The organism is Bernardetia sp. Wsw4-3y2 (assembly GCF_037126295.1).
Lineage (GTDB): Bacteria > Bacteroidota > Bacteroidia > Cytophagales > Bernardetiaceae > Bernardetia.
This window is the reverse complement of the sequence record NZ_CP147017.1, coordinates 1,182,574-1,207,204: the sequence shown is the minus strand read 5'-3', so window position 1 is coordinate 1,207,204 and position 24,631 is coordinate 1,182,574. Positions and strand designations below refer to the sequence as shown.

The window sequence follows — 24,631 nt, the reverse complement described above, 5'->3', positions numbered from 1 at the left end:
CGTTTCCAATTTTTCAGTCAATGTAACAATACCCTTTAGTTATGTAATACGTAAACTCGGTATTATATTCTTGCTTTTATGTCCCTGTCAGACACTTCATAGTGTCAGACAGCTATGTTGGGCTAAATTGTCTGACACCTTGAAAGTGTACTGACAAGATAATTCGCAAATCACCTAATAAAGAAGCATAGACTGACAAATACATAAATTCTAATACCGAGTTCACGTTATATAATTTACAAAGGATTATTTTTTTAACTTTGAGAGTCCTTTCAGAAGGTTGTAAATAGTTGGGAAAATAGGTTCATTTGTACCCAAACTATTGTCAGAGTTATTTTGGATTACCAAAAACTACTGACAAAGTTTTTATGAACATGCCCTGAATGACTCTTTTACTATTGCCAAAACGAATAACAACGAAATATATATTACCTTATATCGTCGCTTTTATATTCTACATAGGAAATAACAGAGTTTGATACATAAAAAAACGGCTTGTTTTACTACAAGCCGTTTTTATTTGAATCCAAAAATACTCTTATTTCAATTTATCCTTCTTATTTGGATTTTCTTTTTTCGTATCAACAGTTGGCTTTCCTTTGGCTTGTGCTTGTTGCTCTTGGGCTTGTGCCATTGCATCTTGCATACGTTGCATGAAAGAAGAACCTTTTTTACCACTTTTCTTTTTCTCTTCTCTACGTGTTTCTAGTTGCGCTCTAATTTTTTCTTCATTTACAAAGAATTTACGAATAACAAGAGTTTGCGTAAGTGTAACAAGGTTTGAAGTTACATAATAGAGTGTCAGACCAGCAGGGAAAGAGTTCAAGACAAACATAAACATAATTGGCATTCCGTACATCATCACTTTTGGATTGATAGGAGAATTTGCCATTGAAGTTTGTTGTGTACTTACACTTGTTACTAAAATCTGTGAAGCAGTCATCATCAAAGTAAACAAACTGACATGATTTCCATAAAAAGGAATAGTAAATGGTAAATTCAAGATTGAATCATACGTAGAGAGGTCACTTGCCCACAGAAATGCTTCATTACGAAGTTGAATCGCACTAGGAAAGAACGTAAATAACGCAAAGATAATCGGCATCTGTAATACCATCGGCAAACATCCACTCAATGGATTGACACCAAACTCACTATTGAGTTTCATTGTTTCCTGTGATTGTTTGGCTTGGTCGTCTGGATACTTTTCTTTAATCTTCTGGATTTCTGGTTGCAAAACTTTTGTTCTAGCTTGTGCTACATACGATTTGTAAGTAAGAGGAGCTAAAACCATTTTGATAAGAAATACCATTACAATAATCAGAATTCCGTAATTAGAAATGAATTTTTCTAAAACATTAAATAATGGAATAATAACATACAAACTTATCGGCTGCAAAACTGCCCAACCTAAATACGTATTTTCTTGGAAACCTTCTGTAACAGCTTTATTAATATCGTGCTTGTTAGGACCAAAATAAAAACGAGCATTTGCATCAGCAGTAAGCGAAGAAATAGGAATAGAAGTTTCTACTTTTAGTGTTTTAATAGTAGAAGAATCCATTTCATTGACAGCAGCAGAACCAATAGTCAATTCATCAAACTTTTTGTCAGTAATAAGGGCAGCATTGAAAAAACGTTGTTTCATAGAAAACCAAGAAACTGAATTTTCTAAAACTTCTGTTTGTGCATCTGTACTTCCTTTAATCAAATAATCAAAATCATCTTCAATAGTATAATAATTGACAGTAGTTTCTCTTCTATCTAATTCAATATTTTGGTCAGTGCGTTTGATAGCGTCTGTCCAAGAAAGTTGTAAAGACTGAGTAGCTGCATCAGTTTTGATAGCATAAAATAACTCAAAGCCATCTTTAGGCAATGTATAAGTGATTTCTAAAGGCTTTCCATCAACTGTACCAGCAAAAGTAACTTTATCTTTTGCAGCATTCTGAACAGTAAAACCGAGTTTATCAATTCTGACACTTCCAGAAGAAGTAGGTATCGAAAGTTCGATTTGACTATTTTGCTCATCTACCAAAATCAATGGTTTTCCATCAAAAGTTTCGTAGTTTTTGAGTTCTACATTCAAAATTTCTGCTCCTAATGAAGACAAAGCCACTTTGATATTATCATTTTCCAAAACAATTTCTTTTGCACTTGCAATCAAGGCTTTTGTAGCAGAGTCTAATTCTACTGATTGTTCTGTCTGCGTGTTTGTTTTGGCTGCAACAGCTTCTTGTGCTATTCTGATGCTGTCTTGTATTTGTTCTGTTCTCTGTTTTTGAGCTTGTTGTTCATCTTTGCTAGGACTAAAAAAGAACATATACGCAATAAGCAAAGCTGACATCAAGACGAGTCCGATGGTTTGATTTTTATCCATTTATACTAAAGTAAATTAATTTTCGATTTTTCTTATCAAGAATAGGTTTTTTATAAAACAAACCTTTATCCTTTGTTTGGAATAATTCAAAAAACTGCCAAGTAGTCCGAAAAATTCTTTTTATTTATTTTTCAACCGTCAACGAAGTTCAAATGAAACGTCGTTAAGGTAAAAAACTATTCTACCACTTCTTCCAAACGCTTTTGAAGAGCAGCTTTAATAAATCCTACAAAAAGAGGATGAGGGCTAAGAGCCGTACTTTTTAGTTCTGGATGAAACTGAACACCTACAAAATACGGGTGTTCAGTTTGTTTCATTTCTACAATTTCTACTAAATTTGATTCAGGGTTTATTCCTGTTGGAAGAAGTCCTGCCTTTTCGTAATCCTTCAAAAAAGTATTGTTGAATTCGTAACGGTGACGATGACGTTCATGAATCAAATCTTTTCCATTATAAACCTGTGAAGCCAATGAGTTCTTTTTGAGCTGACAAGGATATGCACCCAAACGCATTGTTCCTCCTTTTGTAGTAATATTTTTTTGTTCTGCCATTAAATCTATGACAGGGAAATTAGTATTTGGATTCATTTCTGCCGAATGTGCGCCTTCTAATTTTAAGACATTTCTAGCAAATTCTACCACAGCAACTTGCATTCCTAAGCAAATTCCGAAAAACGGAATTTTATTTTCTCTTGCATATTTGACAGCCAAAACTTTCCCTTCTATTCCTCTATCTCCAAAACCAGGGGCAACCAAAATGCCGTCCATGTTTTCTAAATATTTTTTTACATCATCATCAGAATCCAAATCTTCTGAAGAAACCCATTTTAGTTTTACTTTTGTTTCAGTTTCTGCACCTGCATGTATGAATGATTCGACAATAGATTTATAAGCATCAGGTAATTCTACATATTTTCCAACTAAAGCAATTTTTACTTCGTCAGTCGGATTTTTTAGCTTTCCTAAGAAGTGTTTCCATTCTTCCAAGTTTGGTGTACTATCTGTTGGTAAGCCTAATTTATCTAAAACAATATCGTCTAAATGTTCTTTTCTCATCAAAAGAGGAACATCATAAATTGTATCTGCATCAATCGATTCGATGACTGATTTTATATTTACATTACAAAACTGTGAGATTTTTCTACGAATGTCATCAGGCAAAGAATGTTCGGTACGACACACCAAAACATCAGGCTGAACACCTTGTTCAGAAAGCATTTTGACAGAATGTTGAGTAGGTTTTGTTTTCAGTTCTTTTGCTGCACTTAAATAAGGCACTAAGGTAAGGTGAATAACTAATGAGTTTTGGTCACCCAATTCCCAACGAGCTTGACGAACAGCTTCCACAAAAGGTAATGACTCAATATCGCCAACACAACCACCAATTTCAGTAATTATAATATCATACTTTCCAGTTTCTCCCAAAAAGTAAAAATTACGTTTTATTTCATCAGTAATATGAGGAATTACTTGAACAGTTTTTCCTAAAAAGTCGCCTTTTCGTTCTTTATTAATGACTGTATTATAAATTCTTCCTGTCGTTACATTGTTTGCTTGTGAAGTGCTGACATTTAAAAAACGCTCATAATGTCCTAAATCCAAATCGGTTTCTGCACCATCATCAGTTACATAACATTCACCATGTTCATACGGATTGAGTGTACCTGGGTCGATGTTGAGATAAGGATCAAATTTTTGAATGGTAACAGAAAATCCTCTTGATTGCAAAAGTTTGGCTAGTGAAGCCGAAACAATGCCTTTGCCTAAGGAAGAAGCAACACCACCTGTAACAAAAATATATTTTGTTTTACGTGGAGAAGAAGAAGTGGAAGTATTTTTTGAAGTTTCTTTATTGGAATTTTTAGTCGTACTCATAGCAGTTTGCAAACAGGTGTTTTTTTTGATGCCACAAAATTACGAAAAAAACGATTAATTCAATTACGAATTACGAAATAAGTATTCGGCACAGCTAATTAAAAATTACGATAAATGGAATAAAGGTTAGTTTAGGAATGTTTATTTTTTTGTAATCTATATTTTTTAGTTCTCAATTCTCAAACCTACTGTTTGTATTCCTTCTAATGAATCTTTACGCATCATCTGTTCTAATTCTATTTTGTAGATTCCTTTTTCAGAAAAATCAAAGTTTTGTTCTAGTTGAAATTCTCTGCTATAAATAGTACCAAATCCTTCACCTAGTGGTTTTCCTGTTGTACAGTCGAAGAGTGTATCTAATTTCATTCCTTCAGTAATTAAACTTCCTTTAGGTGAAAAAATTTTATAACGAACATAGCTATTACAATAATCGTAATCTGTATTATAGCGTAAATGATAAAAAACAGAGTGTTTTTGAGAATCATCTATTTCTACTTCAAAAGATTGATGGTTATCTTTTTGCCAAACTCCATTCTCTAATTCTTTGTGATTTTCATACAAACCATTATCTCCACACGAAACAAGAGTAAAAAATAATGATACAATGAAGATAGAAAGAAAGAGATTTTTATAAAATTGCATAGTGGTAGATTAAAGGATTGCCTTTGACTAAATAAGAAAAAGGGAATTTGTTGTTGATAAATAAACGCAATTAGATATTACTTATTTCTTAGCTTTTTGATAAAAAATGTTATTTCAAAACATAATTCATTAAAGGTTATCACGATTATTTTTGTATAACAGTCTTCCAGACTGTTGAATTTGGTAAAATATTGTTTTTGATGTTCAGACTGGAAGTCTGAACTACCTTAATACAAACCGTGATAAGGTTTATTAATCATAAGCTGCTACTATCCAAAGCTCAATAGTTTGTCCTACAATTACCTTTGAACCTGCCGAAGGTTTTTGAGAAATGATTGTTCCTGCTTCTTTTCCTTCTGCTTTTTGATAATGAACTTCTACATCTAATCCATTTCCTTCTAGTTCTAATTTTACATCTTCCCCATACTGCCCTATATAATTTCCTATCTTAAAATCATCATTAACACTTCCACTAGCAATAAAAAGTGTAACTTCAGTTCCTTGTGGAATATAAACTCCTTTTTCCAAATCAGCTTTTGTATATTCTTTTCCATCGACAGCTATCTTCAATACTACATTTCTAGCACTATTGGTAACATATTCTGGCTTACCCATTTTTAATTTCACATTTTTGAGTTGTGTATGTGCGCTTGTATAAGGAAAGTCTATAATTTGAGGAATACGTGTTTTTGGGGGTGTTTCTGAATTAATGGTCAGATAAATCTTTCTATTAATCTTTACAGTAGAGTTTTTTGCTGGGTTTTGTTGCAAAACGGTCAGAGGTGGATAATCTGGGTTGTAAGATGTATCTGCAATTTCATAACGCAAATCACGTTTTTCTAAAAAAGATGTGACTTCTTCTATTTTCATTTTGTTCAAATCAGGTACTGTTATCGTTGTATCATGATTTGTAGTGCTTGGTAAATACATATAGAAGAAAGCATATAAAATAAAAGCCACCAAAATTCCCATTAAACCTAAATGAATAAGTAATGTAGAATAATGATTGCGAGTAAGATAATAATGCACTTTATGCTTTATTTCCTTGAAGTCTATATTATTTATACGATCTTTAAACGAATTTGTATCCATCTTGTAATTAGCAAAACTTAGCAGAACATAATTAGGTAAGACACAAAAATACAATATTCTATCATATTCTTTGCTTTATTCTGTATTTAAGTAGAAAAAAGTTAATTAGTTTTTTTAGAATTTTAAATTTTGACAGAAAAAAAGCCAATTATTAGGATAATAAATGGCTTTCTTAAAATTGTAAAGTTATATTTTTTAATTTCCTGCTTGTGCATTGTTTGGATTTTCAGTTGCTTTTGGTTCTAAATAAACCTGTGAAAAATCTCTGTACTGCATTGGATTGTTAGGAAAGTTTTTAACGTAAGGTTGTAATAAACGATAACCTTCATCATACCATAAAACAATAATTGGAGCATCTCTCATGGCTACATTTTCAGCTTGAGCAAAAAACTTAATTGCTTCCTCTTCATTGGCTGCATTCATTGCTTTATCATAAAGTGCATCAAATTCTGGATTTTGATAACGAGATAAGTTTGGATAAGAAACTGTTCCAACTGTGCTAGGAACATCTTTTCCATAAAACATACGAATAAATGCCTCTGGACTAGGAAAATCTGCAATCCAAGAAAGTTTGATAAGTTGGAAATCTCCTGTCATCATTTTGTCAGTAGATTGAGCCATTGGAACAATGTTAAGTTCTACATCAACACCCAAAACATCTTTCAAATCTTTTTTGATTTCTACAGCTACATTTGTATTTCTATCACCTTCTGCGTTGAGTTCTAATGTGATTTTAGGAAAATCTTTGGCATTTCTATAACCTGCTTTATTGAAATAATAACGAGCAGAATCTGGGTTATACGAGTATCCATATACATCATCTGGATATCCTTTATCTTTAAAAGAAGGTGGTGTAATTCCGTGATGACCTGCTTCATATGCCTCTCCTCCTAATACATATTCAAAAATTTCGTCTTTATTGATAGCAAAAGAAAAAGCACGACGTACATCTGCATTCTTAAAGATTTTATCATCTGTCATAAATGTCAAAATCTGTGTTTGCATTTCTGGTTCGTGTTCCAATTCAAAAGGTAAAGAGCCGTCAGCACGTTGGTATTCATCTATGATATCTATAATATAATCTGTTGGAAGACGATACACCATATCTAGTTTATTCTTACGGAATTCAAAAAGTTCTGTTTTCTTGTCTTTAATAAAATATACTTTTACAGCATCAAGATAAGGCAAACGATTTCCAGCTTCATCTATTCCATGGTAATTGTCATTTCTTTTTAAGATAACCGAAACATCTTCTTCTACGTCTGCCAAAACAAAAGCACCTGTTCCAACAGCTTTTCCACCCATATCTACACCATATTTTTCGTAGGCTTCTTTTGCAAAAATATAGGCTTCTGGGCGAGCTAAATAATTGAGAAATAAAGCATTTGGTTTTTCAAGTGTAATTTGAACTGTGTGAGTATCAAGCACTTTTATACCTTCTATTTCATTAGTTGGTTTTGCTCCACTTGCTGTTGCATTGTAGTAAGTTGTTGCTCCTTTTATTACTCCCCCAATAACGTGAAACCCTTGATTGTCACGGCTCTGTGTAGCTAGACGAGTTAAACAATATTTTACATCCTCAGCAGTAAATTCTCTTCCTTTTCCAGATGGGAAAGCTGCATCATCATGAAAATACACTCCTTTTTTCAAACGAATTGTATATACCAAACGGTCTTCACTAAGTTCATAGCTTTCTGCAAGTCCGTTAGCTACCTTTAGTGTTTTCGGATCTAATTTAAAAAGTCCTTCATAAACTTGTGAAGCAATTCGGTACGAATAAACATCCACAATATTTAGAGGAAATAATGTTCTGAAGTATTCTGTTTCGTTTACATTAAATACTCCTCCATAAAAACGTCCTCCTTTTGCTTCTCTGACATTTCCAGCTTCTGTAGAGCTAGAATTATCACAAGAAGTAAGTGATAAACAAGAAAAAAGAGCGAAAAGTAAAAATAGAGAATAAAATTTAGTAGGTATTTGCTTCATACGAATGTGCCTTAAGTAACATTGAAGATGAGAAAGTCTGAATGATATATAATTAGATTTCAATTTTGATTGAGTGTAAGTTGAAGATTTTTTAAGTTAAGAGTAAGACTTAATTTTTCCTAAATTTAGAAATTAAAAATCCTTTAAAAAAACAATTTGTAGAAATAATTTAGTAAATCAAAAAACTTTGCTCATAAATTATGTAAATATAGTGATTTTTGTCTTGTATTGTCAAACTAATTTGCTTAGTGGTTATTACTGGATTGTATCTTCAAATCTATAATGCTAAAGAAAGCAAAACAGGACAGTGATCTGAATGCACAACTTCTGAAAGAATTTGACAATTTGTCATATATTCTGAAAAAGGTTGTGATACAAAATGATAATCTATACGCCAACCCAAATTTTTTGCTCTACAATTATTGCGATATGTCCACCACGAATAGTTGTGAGGTTCTTTATTGAAATTTCTAAACGCATCAATCATACCCTTTTCTTCATAATCGTCTAACCATTTTCTTTCTTCGGGCAAAAAACCAGATGATTTCTTGTTAGCTTTTGGATTATGAATATCAATTTCTTTATGACAAATATTATAATCTCCACAAACAATAATGTTTTGTTGTTCTTGTCTAACGTTTTCCAAATACTCATCAAATTCTGCTAACCATTTGTACTTATATTCTTGACGGTGTGTTCCTGAAGAACCTGATGGAATATAAACATTTATTAGCGAAAAAGAAACTCCATTTACTTCAAAATTAGCTTTCAAAACTCTTCCTTCGTCATCAGACTGTTGCATAGATGAGCCTTTTTGTACTGAAACAGGTTTTATTTTAGTTAGAATAGCTGTTCCACTATATCCTTTTTTTTGTGCAGAAAACCAATATGATTCATATCCTAAAGATTCAAAAAGAGCTTTGTCTACTAATTGTTCATCAATTTTAATTTCTTGTACACACACAATATCAGCATCAATTTCTTTTAGCCATTCAGCAAAGTCTTTTTTTAAAGCTGCCCTAATTCCATTGACGTTATAAGTAATAATTTTCATGTAGATATAATATAATTTGCTTGTGTTTTTCACTTAATAACACTAAAGTAATAAAACTATTGGAAATTCTGTTTTTTTATAAAAAAACTCTCTTTCAAATAACATTTCTTTTTATCTGCAATGAATCAATTTGGGTTTTTAATAGTTCTCAATGAGCTTTTATATTTCTTTTTATTGTGTACAAATAAATAATTATGTACAACGATAAATTTTTCAAGTCAAAAAAAATAAATTTTCTATAGCTCCTACTCATTATTTTACAGACTTTTTTATTTTTTTATCGTATTAAATAGGCAGTTCACATAAAAATCATCCTAATTAATTGTATTGAATTAAACTTTGGTAAACTATTGGATATAGTATAAATAACATGCTTATATTTTTTGATTAACAACGTAGTGTCTGTATCTTTGTAGTCAGTAAAAATAAATTGCAATTGCAACATCTTGTTTACTAAAGAGTTATATAGTTGAGATTATTCCTAAATCTGTTTTGGTTAAGAAAAACTATAATTCAACACATTAATATACAATCTATATCTATATTTCAATTAGGCTTACAACTTTGTATTTGTTCCTTATTCGTCATTTTTTATACATGAAAAATACTATTTTTTTAATTATTTTGCTGTTTAGTATATTTCCTTTGTTGTCAGCTCAATTAGCAGCCCAACATTCTGGAGGTGGACTAGAGGAATATGTACAAGCAGAAACATTTAGAGCCAAACGACAGTATACAACAGCCATTTCATTGTATGACAAAGCTATTGCCAAAGACCCAAGTAATTATAAATATTTTGTACAGCAAGGTAAATGTTATTATTTGCTCAAAAGAGTAGATAATGCAATTGATTGTTTGGAAAAAGCAACCCAATTAAAAGAAGACCATGTAGAGTCTTATATCGCTCTTTCAAAGCTATATGGCTATAAAGGAAATATGTCAAAAGTAATAGTTTATTTGGGAAAAGCAGCACAGTTTGAAGATAATACACAGCGTCGTTTGTCGTATCGTTTACATATTTTGAAATTATTGTATTCTCAAGAAGAAGTTGTAGGTTTTCCTGTTCATTTGCAGGATGCTCGTTCGATTGCTCCCCAAAACTCACACGTTTGGTATTTTTCAGCTTGGTATCATAATCAAGAAAAAGAATATGCACAGGCTATTTCAGACGCAGAAGCTGGATTGAAATTATTGAGTGATTCTAAAGATGCTCCTCGTTTTTATTTTCAATTGGGTTATGCGCTACATGAAATTGGAGAGTATGAAAAAGCAAAAGATGCTCTAGCAAAGGCAAATGTAGGTTCTTTCAAAGAGAAAGTTTTCAAGATGATGCCCAATTATCAATATAGATTAGCACAAGCCTATCACACTATTTTTGAATATAAAACAGCAAAAGAATATGTTCATCAGGCTCTAAAACAAGACCCAAATTATGCACAAGCTAATGAACTAGGAGGACAATTAGCAGTAGAAGAAATTAATCATACAACAGTTATAGAAAGACTGAAAGTTGCAGTCGGACATGCAAAGGATTATGATACAAAGGCTCGTTCTTATTCAGAATTGGCTCTTTTACAGTTTCAGAATGAGGATTATCAGGAAGCTATCCATTCTTCAGATTCTTGTTTAGCTATTCAACCTTTGCGTTATGATGTTCGTTTTTTGCGTGCAGTTTCACTTTTTCATTCAGGAAATACAGATGAAGCCATTACAGAAATGAGACAGCTTTCTCATTTGAGTAACATTCCTCCTACTCTACAAGCCCAATTTACCTTTGCAACAGGTGTAATGTATCGAAAAATAGGAAAAAATGATTTTGCTATTCAATATTTTAAGAATGTAAAACATGGAGATTTTAGATACGCAGCACAAGAAGAGATGAAGAAATTGAATGCTGTTTAGTTGTGAGAAAATGTCGCTCATAAGATACCAAAAACGAATTATAATTTCATACAAAGAGGAATTTGAATGCTTCAAATTCCTCTTTGTACTAATTCTAAATTCTACCTTCTAAAATCTAAATTTGTATTTTTATATATCCCATTCGTTGTTGATATGTGTAATTCCGTGGTGTGCTGTCATATCGAATTGACAAGGCACAATAGAAACATACCCATTATTTATTGCCCACTCATCGGTATCATCGCCTTTGTCTGGATTTACAAAATCTCCTGCGAGCCATAAATATTCTCTACCATAAGGATCTGTTCGTAAATCAAATTTTTCTTGCCAACGTGCGTGTGCTTGTCTGCAAATTTTTGTTCCTTTTATATCGTTTTCTTCTTTAGTTTCTTTATCAAAGCGTGGAGGAAAATTGACGTTCAAGGCTACATTTTTAGGAAGTCCATTTTTAAGTGTTTGCTCTGCAATTTTTAATAAATGAGGACGAATATGAGAAAAATCAGCATTTTCTCCATAATCACACAATGAAAAACCAATTGAGGGAAGTCCTTCAATAGCTCCCTCAATAGCTGCTGACATCGTTCCAGAGTATAAAATACTAATTGAGGTATTACTGCCATGATTAATTCCACTCACTACCAAATCAGGTGTTCTGTTTTGGAACAAATGAAATTTGGCAAGTTTGACACAATCAGCAGGCGTACCAGAACATTCATAGGCTTCGACATTCAAATCTTTAAAAACATCAGATTTTCTAACTTTCAAAGGCATGTGAATTGTAATAGCATGTCCCATTCCAGACTGTGGACTATCAGGAGCAACTACAATTACTTCTCCTAAGAGAGTCATCATTTCTACTAACTCTCGTATTCCCTTTGCTGTAATTCCATCATCATTCGAAACTAAAATCAATGGTTTTTGATTTGTAGCTATTGATTTATCGTTTTTCATAATCTATTCCTCTTAATTTTTTTGTTTAGTTGATAAAGTAAAGGTAGGAATTTTTGATTGTATAATAAACCTTATCGTGGTTTGTATTAAGATAGTTTAGACTTCCATTCTGAACATCAAACAAATTATTTTATAAAATTCAACAGTCTGGAAGACTGTTATACAAAAATAAGTGTGATAACCTTTATTGAAAGTTTAGAAAATATTCGAATTGTATAAAATAAATTATGCTTCTTTTATAAACCTCACAAGCTGCCTAGCTTGATTCAGAAACTGAGCATCTTCTGAAAGTGATGCAATTTTGTTTTCAGTTTGTTTAACTAGTGCTTGATGATTGGATTGTGTTTGAACGTTCAGAGTTTCAAAATTCTGACGAATTTGTCGCATAGATTCTCTAAGTTCTTGCATTTCATTTTCTTTGCGAGTTACCCAAGAGTTTGAATTTTCTATATCTAGTTTTTCAGTGAGTGCTGCAACTTCATATTTTAATTGCTCCAAATCAGAAGTAACCTTATTTATGTCTTCTCTAGGATATTTTATGCGTTGGCTCATATTCGAAAGACGGTACGAAATATACTCATACATCCTGACAGAAGGGCGAAGCACCGTCAGGGCAAGTGCAAAACCAGCTCCCACATAACCCACAACACTAACACCTGTTTTTGCTAAAATATAAAGACCAATAGCTGATAAAATATGCAGAAGTATAGCAACAAAAAGGTATATTTTTGATATTTTTTGAGCATACTCAATATCAATATTTTCAACTGAAATTCCTGTCTTTTCCGATTCTTTTACATCTGACAAAATTTCTTTTGCTTTAAAGTGCATATTCCAAGGAACAGTAGTGATAAGTAAAAGCCACCAAAAAATACCTACTCCGATTGCCCAATCCATAAAATCGCCTGTCGGAATTTGAAGCCATTTTAAAACTCCAAAAACAATTAAAACTAAAAAAGTTATGCCTACTAAAGATGAGCCAAGGTCTGATGATGATTTTTTCATGAGTATAAAATAAAGTTAAATTTAAAATAAGTAAACTGTCAAGATACTTTTAAAGTGTCAGATAGTTATCAGAGTAAAATAATAATTTTTCATAAATGTATTTTTATTATCATTCTTTCGAGCAACAATTTTTTTTACTCAAAATCTTTCAAAACTCGTTCAGTTTTGGCATTTTTGATTCGGTTAATAATTTTGTCACTTTCGTGGTCGTCTCTAATAGTTTTTGAGAGTGTGAAGGCAGAACCAACTGTAAAGAACATACCCATTAATAAAAATCCTTTTATCCACCAATCGGCTGGAAGATATGCAATTCCTGCGCTTGTGCCTACAAAGGCAAATAAAAATGAAATCCAAGTTTGGATTCTCCAAGCAGAAGTGTTTTTTTGATGTAATTCTGTATTGTCCATAATAAAGTTTAATTTAGAAGTATATTTTTGTGATATAATAGACTTAACGCAAACCTAGAATCTACGTTGAGCAACAAAAATAAAAAACTGACTTTATTAAAAATACGATGATTTTGTTAAGTATCCTATAAATTAATTTTAACGAGCTTCTTATTACCTATTTTAAAATAAAACCGACTTTATGAAACAGCTTTTTTTATCGAAAATAATTTTTAAGTTAGTAACCTTTTTACTATTTCTATCAGTTTATTCCTATTCTATTCTATTAAAAGCACAGCAAACTCAAGAACAAACTACAAATCAAAATCAGGTGTTGCCTCCCAAAAAAACGGCTATTTCGTTTGTTCCTACTTATATTTTTCGTTCTACATTACAAATCGGAATTCAACGTTTTAATAAATATCAAGACCGAAGTTTTGTTTTGTATGGAGGACTTACAGGACTAAGTAATGAATATCTAAAAGAAAGTGGATATAATTTGGAAGCTCAATATCGTTTTTATGTAAAGCGTTTTAAAGTTCGTACAAACTCAAACAATAAATCTTATCAACAAGGAATTTATGTGGGTATTTGGGCAAGAGCAGAGCAGTTTGAACAAAATTATGACTATAAAGATATTTCTTACTTTGATGATACAGGAAAAGAAAACTTTCTTACTTATAAAGGAATTCAAAATACAGAGGCTTTAAGTGGAGGAATTCAGTTTGGTTTTCAACAAACCTTTGCTCAATATTTTTTTGTTGATTTATATGTTGGAGCAGGATACAGAGGTGTAAATACAGAAATACAAACAGAAATTCAGAATACAGAAAAAATTCAGCACAGTGATATTATCCGTTGGCACAATGGTATTTTTGATAGAGGTTATCAAGGTGTTTTGCCGAGAGCTGGTTTTGGTTTGGGTGTAGTTTTTTAGTAGTAATATTTAACAATTGTAGCAAACAGTTTACTAATTGTTTGAGTTTAGGTTGTAATAAAAATGATAATTGTCAGAATACTTTAAAGTGTGCGACAATTTACTAAGACAAATAAAAAAATCCATGAAAAATACGCTAGTTTGGCTTCGCAACGATTTACGATTAAATGATAATCCAGTTTTAAAAAAGGCTTTTGATACTAAAGAAGCTACAACTAATGTAATTCTAGTTTATATTTTTGATGAAACTAATTTTGAAAAAACAAAACTTAGTTTACCTAAAACAGGAGTTTTTAGAACTAATTTTTTACTAGAATCTGTACAAGACTTAAAGAAACAACTTCAAAGTTATGGTTCTGATTTATTTGTTTACAAAGGAAAGACAGAAGATATTTTATCAAATCTTGCCCAAAAATTAGAAATAGAAACTATTTTTAGTTCGAAAGAAATAACTTATGAAGAAATAAATTTGGAAGGCAAAGTAAAGCAAGTGTTGTCAAAAACGAATACAAGATTAGATTTAACTTTTCAACAAACTCTTTTCAGTTTTGAAGAATTACCATTCGAACTAGATAATTTGCCAAATATTTTTACAGAATTTAGAAAGCAGATAGAAAAATCTTCAATTGTTTCAAAACCCATTACTATTCCTAAAGAGTTAGAAAATTTAAAAGATAAAAGTGAATTTTTTTCTGAATTAGAATCTACACAACTTCCTACTTTACAAGACTTTGGTTTCACAGAAGTAGAAATAAAATCGTTACATCATCCAAAAGCAGTTCTGAGATTTGAAGGAGGAGAAACAGCAGCTTTACAACGATTAAATTATTATCTTTTTGAATCTAATTTACTTCAAACCTATAAAGAAACACGAAATGGACTTTTAGGAGGTGATTATTCTTCTAAATTTTCAGCTTGGCTATCCAATGGTTCTATTTCTCCAAAAATGATTTGGTCAGAAGTAGAACGCTATGAAAATGAAATAACTAGCAATGAATCTACATATTGGATAAAATTTGAACTTCTATGGAGAGAATATTTTAAATTTATTGCAGCCAAATATGGCAATAAAATTTTTCTTTTAGAAGGCATGAAAGATGATGAAAATCTAGAACGTATTTATGGAAAAGATAGAGAAACATTAGAAAATCATTTTGAAAATGACCCATCTAAAAAGTTATTTGATAAATGGAAAACAGCCAAAACAGGAATTCCTTTTATTGACGCAAATATGAAAGAACTCAATGAAACAGGTTTTATGTCTAATAGAGGAAGGCAAAATGTAGCTTCTTTTTTAGTAAAAGATTTGAAGCTAGATTGGCGTTGGGGAGCTTCTTATTTTGAAACAAAATTGATAGATTACGATGTTACAAGTAACTGGGCAAACTGGGCATATATTGCTGGCGTAGGAAATGACCCAAGAGAAAACCGTTATTTTAATATCATCAAACAAGCTAGAGATTATGATGAAAATGCTGAATTTGTAAATTATTGGTTGCCACAGCTTAGCGATGTTCCTACTAATTTGGTTCATACACTTTACAAACTCACACCCAAAGAACTAGAAAAATATGAGATTTCTTTAGGTGGGAATTATCCATATCCTTTAGTAAAACTTTAAAATAGAAAAAATTTTGTTAGTAGTTTTTTGACAATAGTTTGTAATGAAAATACTTATTTATTTGAAATAAAGAGTTATGAAATTAATCTGTTCAATTCTGTTTCTACTACTATTTTTTTCTCAAAATGCTTTTCTCAAGATTATTCTAAAATATTTGCAAATGAAAAAGCTAAAGTTATAATTTATGGAGATTTGTATCCTTACTCTTTGCTTTTGAAAAGTCGGACAACACTATCATAAAAAAAGCCTATTCCGTTTTGGAATAGGCTTTTTCATGAAAATCTAGGTTATAAAATTAGGATTTATTTCATAATCGTAATTTTTTGTTGATAGACTCCTTTTTCAGTTTGCACTTGAACAATATAAACGCCACTAGAAACTCCATTCAGTTCGATGTTTTGTTTTGAACCATTATTCAAATCTGAAAGTGATTGTGTAAGAATAACCTTTCCTGTTAAGTCAACAACAGTTAAGTTAGCCTTTTGTGCCTGAATTGCTTTAAATTCTACTGTAAAGCTACCATTAGATGGATTTGGGAAAAGAGAAATTGCAGAACGTTTGTCTGTTTCATCTTGTCCTAAAACGATAGAAGGAGTTAAATAAACAATATTTGAATAAGCTCCTAGTTCATAATTGTTTCCTCCTTGGTTTACATAAATAGGACGAACACGGAAAGAATACTTTCTGCCATTTAATAAATCTACTCTTGCAAAAGTATTTGGAGTAATGCTAGCAAGTATAGTTGGTTCTTCATCACCTATTCCCATATAGACTTCAAATTCTAAAAAGTCCATACCTTCTGGTACATCTGTCCATTCTAAGTCTACATATGAATAACCTGCTTGTCCTGTCAGAACTGGAACATATTCTGGAATAGGGTCTTCATTACACTTCAATACGAATGATTCTACACTACTACAAGTAGTTCCATTGTTTAAAGTCGCAGTAACTGTGAGTGTGTAAGTACCACTTCTATTTACTAAAACAGAAGCTGTAGTTGAAATTTCATACTGTGTATTAGCTCCTGAATACATCCAAGAGTAAGTTAAGTGATTATCATTTTGATTACTAATCTGAGCTGTCAGTTGGTTAGATGTACACTCTACATCAATTCTATCTGCAATAGGAATAATAAGAGGTTTGTAATTATAAGTAACTTTCAAATCATTACTCACTGTTGTACAACCTAAAGATGTGTTATCAGTTGCTTTAACTCTATATGTACGAGTTTGAAGAGTTGTTGCATTTGGCTCATTTATAGAAACTGAAAATAGTGGGCTGTTAGAGGTAGCTATTGATGTTCCATTTTCGAATAATTCATAGGTCATATTACCACTATGAGTAGCATCTGAAGCATTAATATTAAATTGGAAAACATTTTCACAATACTCTAAATCTTGACCTAAATTGACTACCAAATTAGGTTTGAAAGTAACCTCAACTTCATCAGCTTGTGTACAACCTGTACCACGAGAATCAGTAACTTCTGCACGATAGGTTCTTGTTTGAGCTACACCAGCTTGAGAAGCAAAAGAAACATCTAAAGTAGCATTTGTTGCTCCATTAATAGCCACTCCATTTCTAAACCATTGGTAAGAAATAGTACTGCCATGAGAAGCATCAGCAGCATTAAGTGTAACTGTGCCAAAAGCATCACATGCTATAATATCTGCCCCTAAACTTATAATTGGGTCTGGAACAAAGGTAACATCAATTTCATCAGCTTGACTACAACCTGTTGGAGAAGAATCTGTTACTATTACTCTGTAAGTATTTGTAACAGGGTTACCACCTGTAGAAGTAAAGTTTACATTTAGAGTTGAGTTTGTTGCTCCATTAATAGCTACTCCATTTTCAAACCATTGATATGTAAAACCTGCTCCTTGAGAAGGGTCAGAAGCATTAAGTATAATTTCACCTGCTGCGTCACAACGAGAAATATCATCCCCTAAATCAAGATCAAATTCACCTGCTCGTATAGTAAGTATTATATCATCTTGTACATTACAACCAAATGCACTATTGGAAGCCTCTACTCTATAGTTTTGAGTAAAAGTAGTTGATGCAAATTGTTCTGGAACAGTATAATTTCTATTTGTAGCACCTGTAATAGCTGTACCATTTAAAAACCACTGATAAGACCAAGAAGATGAGTTAGGAGTAACACCTGCTGTAAGAGTTGTTGTTTCTCCTGCACATATAGAATAATCGTCAGGCAGTTGTAGTGAACAAGGATTGGTTACAATTGAACAAGTTGTACTAGCGGTACTACCTGCAAGCTGAACTAAAGTATGAGTAGTTTCTGTATCGCCATATCTACTAATCATAAATACATAATATTCATTTGGGTTTACATTAGTTAAGGTAACAGTTTCATTAGATGTAAAACTAAAACTACAATCAGTAGGTGCACCTAAATCAGCACCACATACATCAGGTCGTGTAAAAGGTCCCCAAACAGCATAATCATAGTCTGCATTAAGATTTCCAATCATTTGAAAGCTAAGTGTAGAGTTAGTAGGAGCTGATGGATCTACCTGCAAATAATACCAAGCTGAATTTCTTTCAGAAGCACCTAAACAACCAAAATCAACACCTGTGATAATCTCATTAACAGCACCACGAGCTGTACCAGAAGAAAATGTAAGAGTTGTTGTTAAATCTACACATAAAGGACGTTTGAATTCACAGTCTGCAAAGCCACAAAGAGGAATTTCTATAGGCACTATCTGAGTTGTACCTGAGCCATTTACTTCTCCAGATGCAATTAAACTACTTTCACAAAGAGAGGAATTACCTGCGGCATATAAAATCCAAGTAGCATCACCAGTAGAAGCAGAAATACCATCTCCAAAATTATCTGTGAAGGTAACAGAAACATCATCTCCTATAGTTTGACAACCTAAATCTAACATAATAACGTTTTCTTCTGGTAAAGTACCTACTGCTCCTGAAGCTACTACAGTTCCTCCTATGCTTATAGAATATGAATTTTCTGTATCACTAAATGAGTCAGTATAAATAGACATATATAAAGGTACTTGATTTGTCCCACATGTTGGTTTAAGTTGTAACCCACCTGGAGGAGTTAAAATACCTCCATCTCCAACCACAAGACTTGATAATAATGGAATGCCTCCATAAGACATTCTCCAAGAAGGACTGTTATAATTTCCATCAGGTTCAATACCATCTCCAGAGTTATCTAAAATTTCTACTTCTACTATGTCAGTAGGAGCATGACATCCTACATAGAGATTATAATCAGTACCTGTTTCGTCAGGAAGACTTCCTACTGCACCACTTGCGACAACTGCTCCATTTATTTTGATAGAATAGCTATTTTCAGTATCTGAAAAACTATCAGGATATAGCTTTATAATTAGACGTTCATTTGTGCCTGAACAAGAAAGAGGTAATCCTCCAGTAGGAGTGAGTAAACCACCAGATTCTATGACATCACCAGACAAAATCACTACTCCTTCATACTGAATGTTAAAATCAGGAGAATCTTCATCAGAACCGTTAAGTGATATGTCACTTATTCCATCGTCGTCATTGTCATTGACTGTTACTTCTACCATGGAATTATTTGCATGGCAACCAATATAAAGTTCTACCACCTGTTGATTTGCTAGGCTTCCTATAGCACCTGTTGCTACTGTTACTCCATCAACTTTTACTGTGTAATCATTATCTACACTACTTTGTCTATCTGTATAAAGGACTACTTTTAGTTCTCCTTGCCCAACAGGACATTGAGCAAAAGTATTAGTATAAAATAAGAATAAATTTAGGATTGAGGTTATTCCTATTAAGAATATATTTTTCATTATGGTTAATTTTTTTTTACTAGCTGATTGAATTAAAGGGGATTATTTGATAATTAATGACTTGAAATGTTCTTGAGCTGCTTCATCATTTGTGAAGTTTTGCTTCATTGTAACTATCTGACTTTTGATATTGGCTACTTTAGAGCGAACAAAAGCTAATGTAAAAGTACTTTGTAGATTATTTTTTACCACTAAATACATTGTGTTTGTGCCAACTTTAGAGAATGAAATCTCTTTTGGATTAAAAGAAGAGAGGGATTCATTTAATAGTTGTGCAAAATAATGTCTTTCATAAAGAGGTATATCATCTTGTCCGATTAAGAAAAATAGTTTATCATTTTTTTCTCCCTTAAAATATACCTTTTCAGGATTGGAATAATTGATCTGTGCATTTGCTGAATATGAAATAGCAAATGTAATTAGAAGCAGAAATAGTAATTTTCTCATTTTATAAAAAATTAAATTAAAAATTAAAACAATATACAGACTAAACACACTATCCTTATTAGTGAATATTTGGTTAGATTTTTTTTTACCTAAACTAGTAAAGTTAAGCAGGGTTTTCTCATAAAAAAATAAAACCCTGTTGAGTGTTAAAGGCTACTGTCTAAAATTAAACATGCTATGTTTAAACATAATAACCTTATAAAACAATGCAGAAACAACCATTGAGGATTTTTATAAGAAAATCCTGTAAAGTTAAAGATGATATAAATCTCCAATAATCTATTTAATTTGCATTCTGTGATAATATATAGTTTGCTTTGAACAGATTTGTTAATAGAATATATGTCAAAGTATTATTATTTCAGAATTTTAGTAATGCATTTAGTTTGGCAAATATATGATTTTTTCCTTTTAAACCATATTATTTATGTAAATAACAATGTACAAACAAAAAAGCCTTTTTATTATATTAATATATAATAAAAAGGCTTTTAAAAAATTAGCTAATACTTTTTATGATCGCTCAAATGTATATCTATAAGTTGTAGTTTGTTTACCTGGTTTAGATACTTCCCACTCCCAAGTCATGGTGTTTCCACTAAGAGTTACCAAACGTACAGAAGTTGAGCCATCAAAAACTAAGAAGCCACCACTAGCTTCATAAGTACCACTTAGTTTTGAAGGAACAGGATTAGACATTGGATTAGTGATAACATATGAATTACTAGAATTTAAAGAAACAGTAAATCCTTGAAAAGATGATTGTTCTGCTACCTCAGTTCCATAATTGGCTTTAGTAAGTGTCCAACTACCAACGAAAGCTCCATCAGTAACTCCATTTGGATCTGATGTGAGTGAAGAACAAGATGTAAATGCTCCTACGCTTATTAATAAGATGAAAGAGGCGAGTATACGCACATAATTAAATTTCATATAAATTTCGTGTTTTAAAGATGATTTTTGATAAATGATACAATCAATTTGATTATATCAAAAATTAGGATGAGTATTTTATAATAGAATTGCTCATACTTTTAAAAGCTATAAGCAATTCTATTTTTATTCAAATATTAGCGTACAACACTGATTTTTTGTTGATAAGTACCTTGAGCAGTTTCTACAAGAATAATATACATACCAGAAGCTACATTGCCTAAGTTAATAGAGCTTTGAGAAGCATTCAAAGTAGTAGTATAAACTCTTTGTCCAGAAATGCTTGTTACACTAATAGTAGCAGAAGCAGAGCCATCTTGTAACTTAATATTGAATTCTCCACTATTTGGATTAGGGAAAAATGCAAATCCTGCTTTATTTTTATCATCTTCTCCTAATACAACAGAAGGTCTCACTGTTACTACATTAGAATAAGGACTATATTTACCATCAGTGTAAACAGCACGCACCTTAAAGTTAACATTTTGACCATTCATAAGACCAATTGCTCCATAAGAAGTTGTTGGACTAAATCCAAACAAGAAGTAAGTACCACCTTGTCCTGGATCTCCATATACTTCATACTCACGGATAGGACGAGCTCCAGTAGCTGTCCAGTTTAAGTTAGCTGAGTTATAACCAGCAGAAGCTGTCAAATTAATAGATACTTCATCAGAACAAGAAACAGATACAGTAACAAGATTACTCTCACAACCAGTAGTTCCTACAGCTCTTACAGAGAATGTTTTAGGTCCTGTTTGTGGTAATGCTAAAGGATCAACTTCATAAGAAAGTCCAGTAGCAACTGCGTTATTATCTTTATCATACCAAGTAAATGTAAGATCACTTAGCAAGGTATTACTAGATTCTACATTTAAAGTAACTGGTTCACAAGAAAATACTGATGTTCCTTCTGTAACAGATATAATAGGAGTTTCCTTCACTACGTTCACTACAACTGTTGATTGACAGCCTGTAACACTAGTAGCTCTTACTCTATAAGTTTGAGTTTCTAGAGATGGTATTGTAAATGTTTGACCAGTTCCCACAACAGTATTATTAGCATTGAGCCATTCAAAGGTAAGATCGCTTAATGAGAAATTACTAGAAGCTACACTCAAAGTAGTTACTTCACAAGAATTAACTGTAGTTCCTTCTACAACAGAAATAATTGGAACATTCTTAACAACATCTACAGTAGGTTGATTTGATTCACAACCAGTAGTTGATACAGCTTTTACAGAATAAGTTTCTGTATCTAAAGAAGTCAGTGTAAAAGTAGGACCAGTAGCAACAGCATTGTTGTTCGAATCATACCAAGTTACGGTAAGGTCGGACAATGCAAAGTTAGTTGAACTAATACTTAACGTATTTATATCACAAGAAGAAATTGAACCCCCTTCTACGATAGAAATTACTGGCGTGTTTTTGATTACATTTACAGTAGGTTGATTTGATTCACAACCAGCAGCTGATACAGCTTTAACAGAATATGTCTCTGTATCTAAAGAAGTCAGTGTAAAAGTAGGTCCAGTAGCAACAGCATTGTTGTTTGAGTCATACCAAGTAACTGTAAGGTCATTTAATCCAATATTAGTTGAACTAATACTCAACGTATTTACATTACAAGAAAAAATAGATGCTCCTTCTACTATAGATATTTCAGGTATTACTTTTGTGTCTTTATAAATAAATAAATCAGAACTCTTATTACCTACAAATGCTTCATAATTTCCATCTTGATCTATATCAACAACTGTAACATCATAATCAGTATCTGCATTATCATCAATTCCAAAACTATTTCCAGCATCTACAAAGTTAGGTGCTGTACTAGTGCCAGTATTGAGATAAAATGATATAGCGGCATCGTCTCCATAAGCAAGATCTAAATCACCATCATTGTCAATATCTACCTCGCCAAAACTTGCTCCTGCAGCAATTCCACTAAGACCAAATGGATTAGTTACTGCTGCTGCATAGGCAGGTGCTGTTGAAGTACCTGTGTTTTCAAAATAAAGAGCTCCAGCTATGCCACGACCTACTAAAATATCTTGATCACCATCGCCATCTATATCCATAAATTCAGGGGCACGTAAGCTACCTCCTGCTCCAGTCAAACCAAATGGACTTACTACAGGGGCTGCAAAGTTAAAGGTAGTTGCATTGCCTATATTTTCAAAGTAAGTGAGGTTAGTACCTGCAAAACCACCTACCAAAATATCTATATCACCATCACCATCTAAATCTGCTACAGTAGGATGAACTTCAAATCCACCTACAGTTATAATAGATACAGGAGCTGCAAAACTAGCACCAGGAGTAGAGGTAGTAATGTTTTCCATGAAAAGGACATCTCCCCCATCATTTCCCAAAATTATATCAATATCTCCATCACCATCCATATCGGCATAGTCTAGCGCATTGTAACCATCTGCTAGAGTTGCTATATCAAAAGGAAGATTACTATATTTAGGTTCAGTAGGTGTACCATAATTTTCATGATAGATATAATCTCCAAATTCTTCTCCTGAAATTAAGTCAAAATCTCCATCATTGTCTACATCTGCAAATGAAACAGAACTCCAAGTGCTGTTACCACCTCCTATGAAGAAAGGATTAACTTGATTTGATGCAAAAGAAGGAGCAGTAGCATTACCTGTATTTTCATAATAAGTGAAATTACCATAATAATCTCCCATCATTACATCAGAATCACCATCATTATCTAAATCTGCAAAATTTAGTCTAGTTACATAGCCTATGTTATCAAAACCAAATTGATTAGCAGGAGTTCCAGCCACAAAAGTAGGAGCAGTTGCCGAACCTGTATTTTCAAAGAAAAAAATGTTAGTATCTAAAAGATCCCCTATAAACATATCTTGGTCACCATCACCATCGATATCAACAAAAGAAGGTGCTGTAAAGAGACCAATTCCAGCTGTTGTGATACCAAAAGGGTTAGCTATAGCAGCTGCATAGTTAGGAGCTGTTGCACTCCCTGTATTTTCTTGATAAAGAATACCACTGTCAAAAGTACCAATAAAAACGTCTAAATCACCATCATTGTCAATATCAACAAAAGAAGGAGTAAAATTACTAGCTGCAAAGTTAGCTATTAAATCTGCACCACTTAATCCATTCGGAGCAAGTACAGGTGCTGCCCAGTTTGGAGCAGTAGTAGTTCCTGTATTTTCAAAAAGACGAAAATCATCTGAAGCAGGAATTCCTCCACTACCAGAAATGATATCTATATCCCCATCTCCATCAAAATCTACGAATACAGGAGCAGTTCTGTAAGGAGTATTAGTAAGACCTTGAGGATTAGTTAAAGCACCTCTGCTTTCTATCTGTTCAAATGCAGGAGGACAGTCAATAGCTTGAGCTTGAGCGTCATTAGCTGACAATACTGCTGAGGACACACTAGCTATTGCTACTACTTTAATAGCATTACGTTTCCAAGATTGGGTAAGTTGATGAGCATTGAAGCCATTAATATAATCTGAACAGTATTCTGAAACAGATTTTTTATTGATCGTATCGTTTATTTTTTTCATATCAAATAATATGGAAAGTTGTTTAATTTTT

The 24,631-nt window shown here is 32.3% G+C and carries 16 protein-coding genes; 3 read left to right on the top strand and 13 right to left on the bottom strand.

The genetic code is table 11. The annotated features are described in order from the left end of the window. Positions 1–538: 538 nt before the first annotated feature. The 6 genes from yidC to V9L05_RS04705 form a co-directional block, all read right to left on the bottom strand. Complete coding sequence (yidC, locus tag V9L05_RS04730; RefSeq protein WP_338814571.1) at positions 539–2,380, bottom strand: membrane protein insertase YidC; 1,842 nt, start codon at positions 2,378–2,380, stop codon at positions 539–541. A 176-nt stretch (positions 2,381–2,556) separates the two neighbouring features. After that, positions 2,557–4,254 carry a CTP synthase gene (locus V9L05_RS04725; RefSeq protein WP_338790072.1) on the bottom strand — a complete coding sequence of 566 codons (1,698 nt, stop codon included), beginning with the start codon at positions 4,252–4,254 and terminating at the stop codon, positions 2,557–2,559. Positions 4,255–4,419: 165 nt separating this feature from the next. Beyond that, a complete protein-coding gene (locus tag V9L05_RS04720; RefSeq protein ID WP_338790073.1) occupies positions 4,420–4,896 on the bottom strand; it encodes a gliding motility lipoprotein GldH in 477 nt (158 codons plus the stop codon). 252 nt (positions 4,897–5,148) lie between these two features. Then, positions 5,149–5,988, bottom strand: coding sequence for a PASTA domain-containing protein (locus V9L05_RS04715; RefSeq protein ID WP_338814570.1), 840 nt, complete (start codon positions 5,986–5,988; stop codon positions 5,149–5,151). A 195-nt stretch (positions 5,989–6,183) separates the two neighbouring features. Further along, positions 6,184–7,974: an ABC transporter substrate-binding protein gene (locus tag V9L05_RS04710; protein WP_338814569.1), complete on the bottom strand. Its 1,791-nt coding sequence runs from the start codon at positions 7,972–7,974 to the stop codon at positions 6,184–6,186. Positions 7,975–8,251: 277 nt separating this feature from the next. Further along, entirely contained in the window at positions 8,252–9,028 is a 777-nt protein-coding gene (locus V9L05_RS04705) for an exodeoxyribonuclease III (RefSeq protein ID WP_338814568.1), read from the bottom strand. A gap of 597 nt (positions 9,029–9,625) precedes the next feature. Between V9L05_RS04705 and V9L05_RS04700 the strand changes: the two genes are divergently transcribed. Next, positions 9,626–10,930, top strand: coding sequence for a tetratricopeptide repeat protein (locus tag V9L05_RS04700; RefSeq protein ID WP_338790078.1), 1,305 nt, complete (start codon positions 9,626–9,628; stop codon positions 10,928–10,930). 129 nt (positions 10,931–11,059) lie between these two features. Here V9L05_RS04700 and surE read toward each other — a convergent pair whose 3' ends face one another. From surE to V9L05_RS04685, 3 genes are all read right to left on the bottom strand, one after another. Continuing rightward, positions 11,060–11,881 carry a 5'/3'-nucleotidase SurE gene (surE, locus tag V9L05_RS04695; protein ID WP_338790079.1) on the bottom strand — a complete coding sequence of 274 codons (822 nt, stop codon included), beginning with the start codon at positions 11,879–11,881 and terminating at the stop codon, positions 11,060–11,062. 225 nt (positions 11,882–12,106) lie between these two features. Beyond that, complete coding sequence (locus V9L05_RS04690; RefSeq protein ID WP_338790080.1) at positions 12,107–12,886, bottom strand: hypothetical protein; 780 nt, start codon at positions 12,884–12,886, stop codon at positions 12,107–12,109. A 134-nt stretch (positions 12,887–13,020) separates the two neighbouring features. Further along, positions 13,021–13,293: a YiaA/YiaB family inner membrane protein gene (locus tag V9L05_RS04685; RefSeq protein ID WP_338790081.1), complete on the bottom strand. Its 273-nt coding sequence runs from the start codon at positions 13,291–13,293 to the stop codon at positions 13,021–13,023. 181 nt (positions 13,294–13,474) lie between these two features. Between V9L05_RS04685 and V9L05_RS04680 the strand changes: the two genes are divergently transcribed. Together V9L05_RS04680 and V9L05_RS04675 are read left to right on the top strand one after the other, a co-directional pair. Next, positions 13,475–14,209, top strand: a complete 735-nt coding sequence (locus tag V9L05_RS04680) for a hypothetical protein (RefSeq protein ID WP_338790082.1) — start codon at positions 13,475–13,477, stop codon at positions 14,207–14,209. A gap of 124 nt (positions 14,210–14,333) precedes the next feature. Then, positions 14,334–15,830, top strand: a complete 1,497-nt coding sequence (locus V9L05_RS04675; RefSeq protein WP_338814567.1) for a DASH family cryptochrome — start codon at positions 14,334–14,336, stop codon at positions 15,828–15,830. 302 nt (positions 15,831–16,132) lie between these two features. On the opposite strand, the gene V9L05_RS04670 is transcribed toward V9L05_RS04675, so the two are convergent. The 4 genes from V9L05_RS04670 to V9L05_RS04655 all read right to left on the bottom strand — a co-directional run bounded on the left by V9L05_RS04670 (position 16,133) and on the right by V9L05_RS04655 (position 24,600). Further along, entirely contained in the window at positions 16,133–19,663 is a 3,531-nt protein-coding gene (locus V9L05_RS04670) for a T9SS type A sorting domain-containing protein (RefSeq protein ID WP_338814566.1), read from the bottom strand. A 42-nt stretch (positions 19,664–19,705) separates the two neighbouring features. Further along, the gene (locus V9L05_RS04665; protein ID WP_338790085.1) at positions 19,706–20,110 is read right to left on the bottom strand and encodes a hypothetical protein; all 405 of its coding nucleotides are present in this window, start codon (positions 20,108–20,110) and stop codon (positions 19,706–19,708) included. 513 nt (positions 20,111–20,623) lie between these two features. Further along, complete coding sequence (locus tag V9L05_RS04660) at positions 20,624–21,043, bottom strand: lipocalin family protein (protein WP_338790086.1); 420 nt, start codon at positions 21,041–21,043, stop codon at positions 20,624–20,626. A 137-nt stretch (positions 21,044–21,180) separates the two neighbouring features. After that, positions 21,181–24,600 carry an FG-GAP-like repeat-containing protein gene (locus V9L05_RS04655; RefSeq protein ID WP_338814565.1) on the bottom strand — a complete coding sequence of 1,140 codons (3,420 nt, stop codon included), beginning with the start codon at positions 24,598–24,600 and terminating at the stop codon, positions 21,181–21,183. Positions 24,601–24,631: the final 31 nt, after the last annotated feature.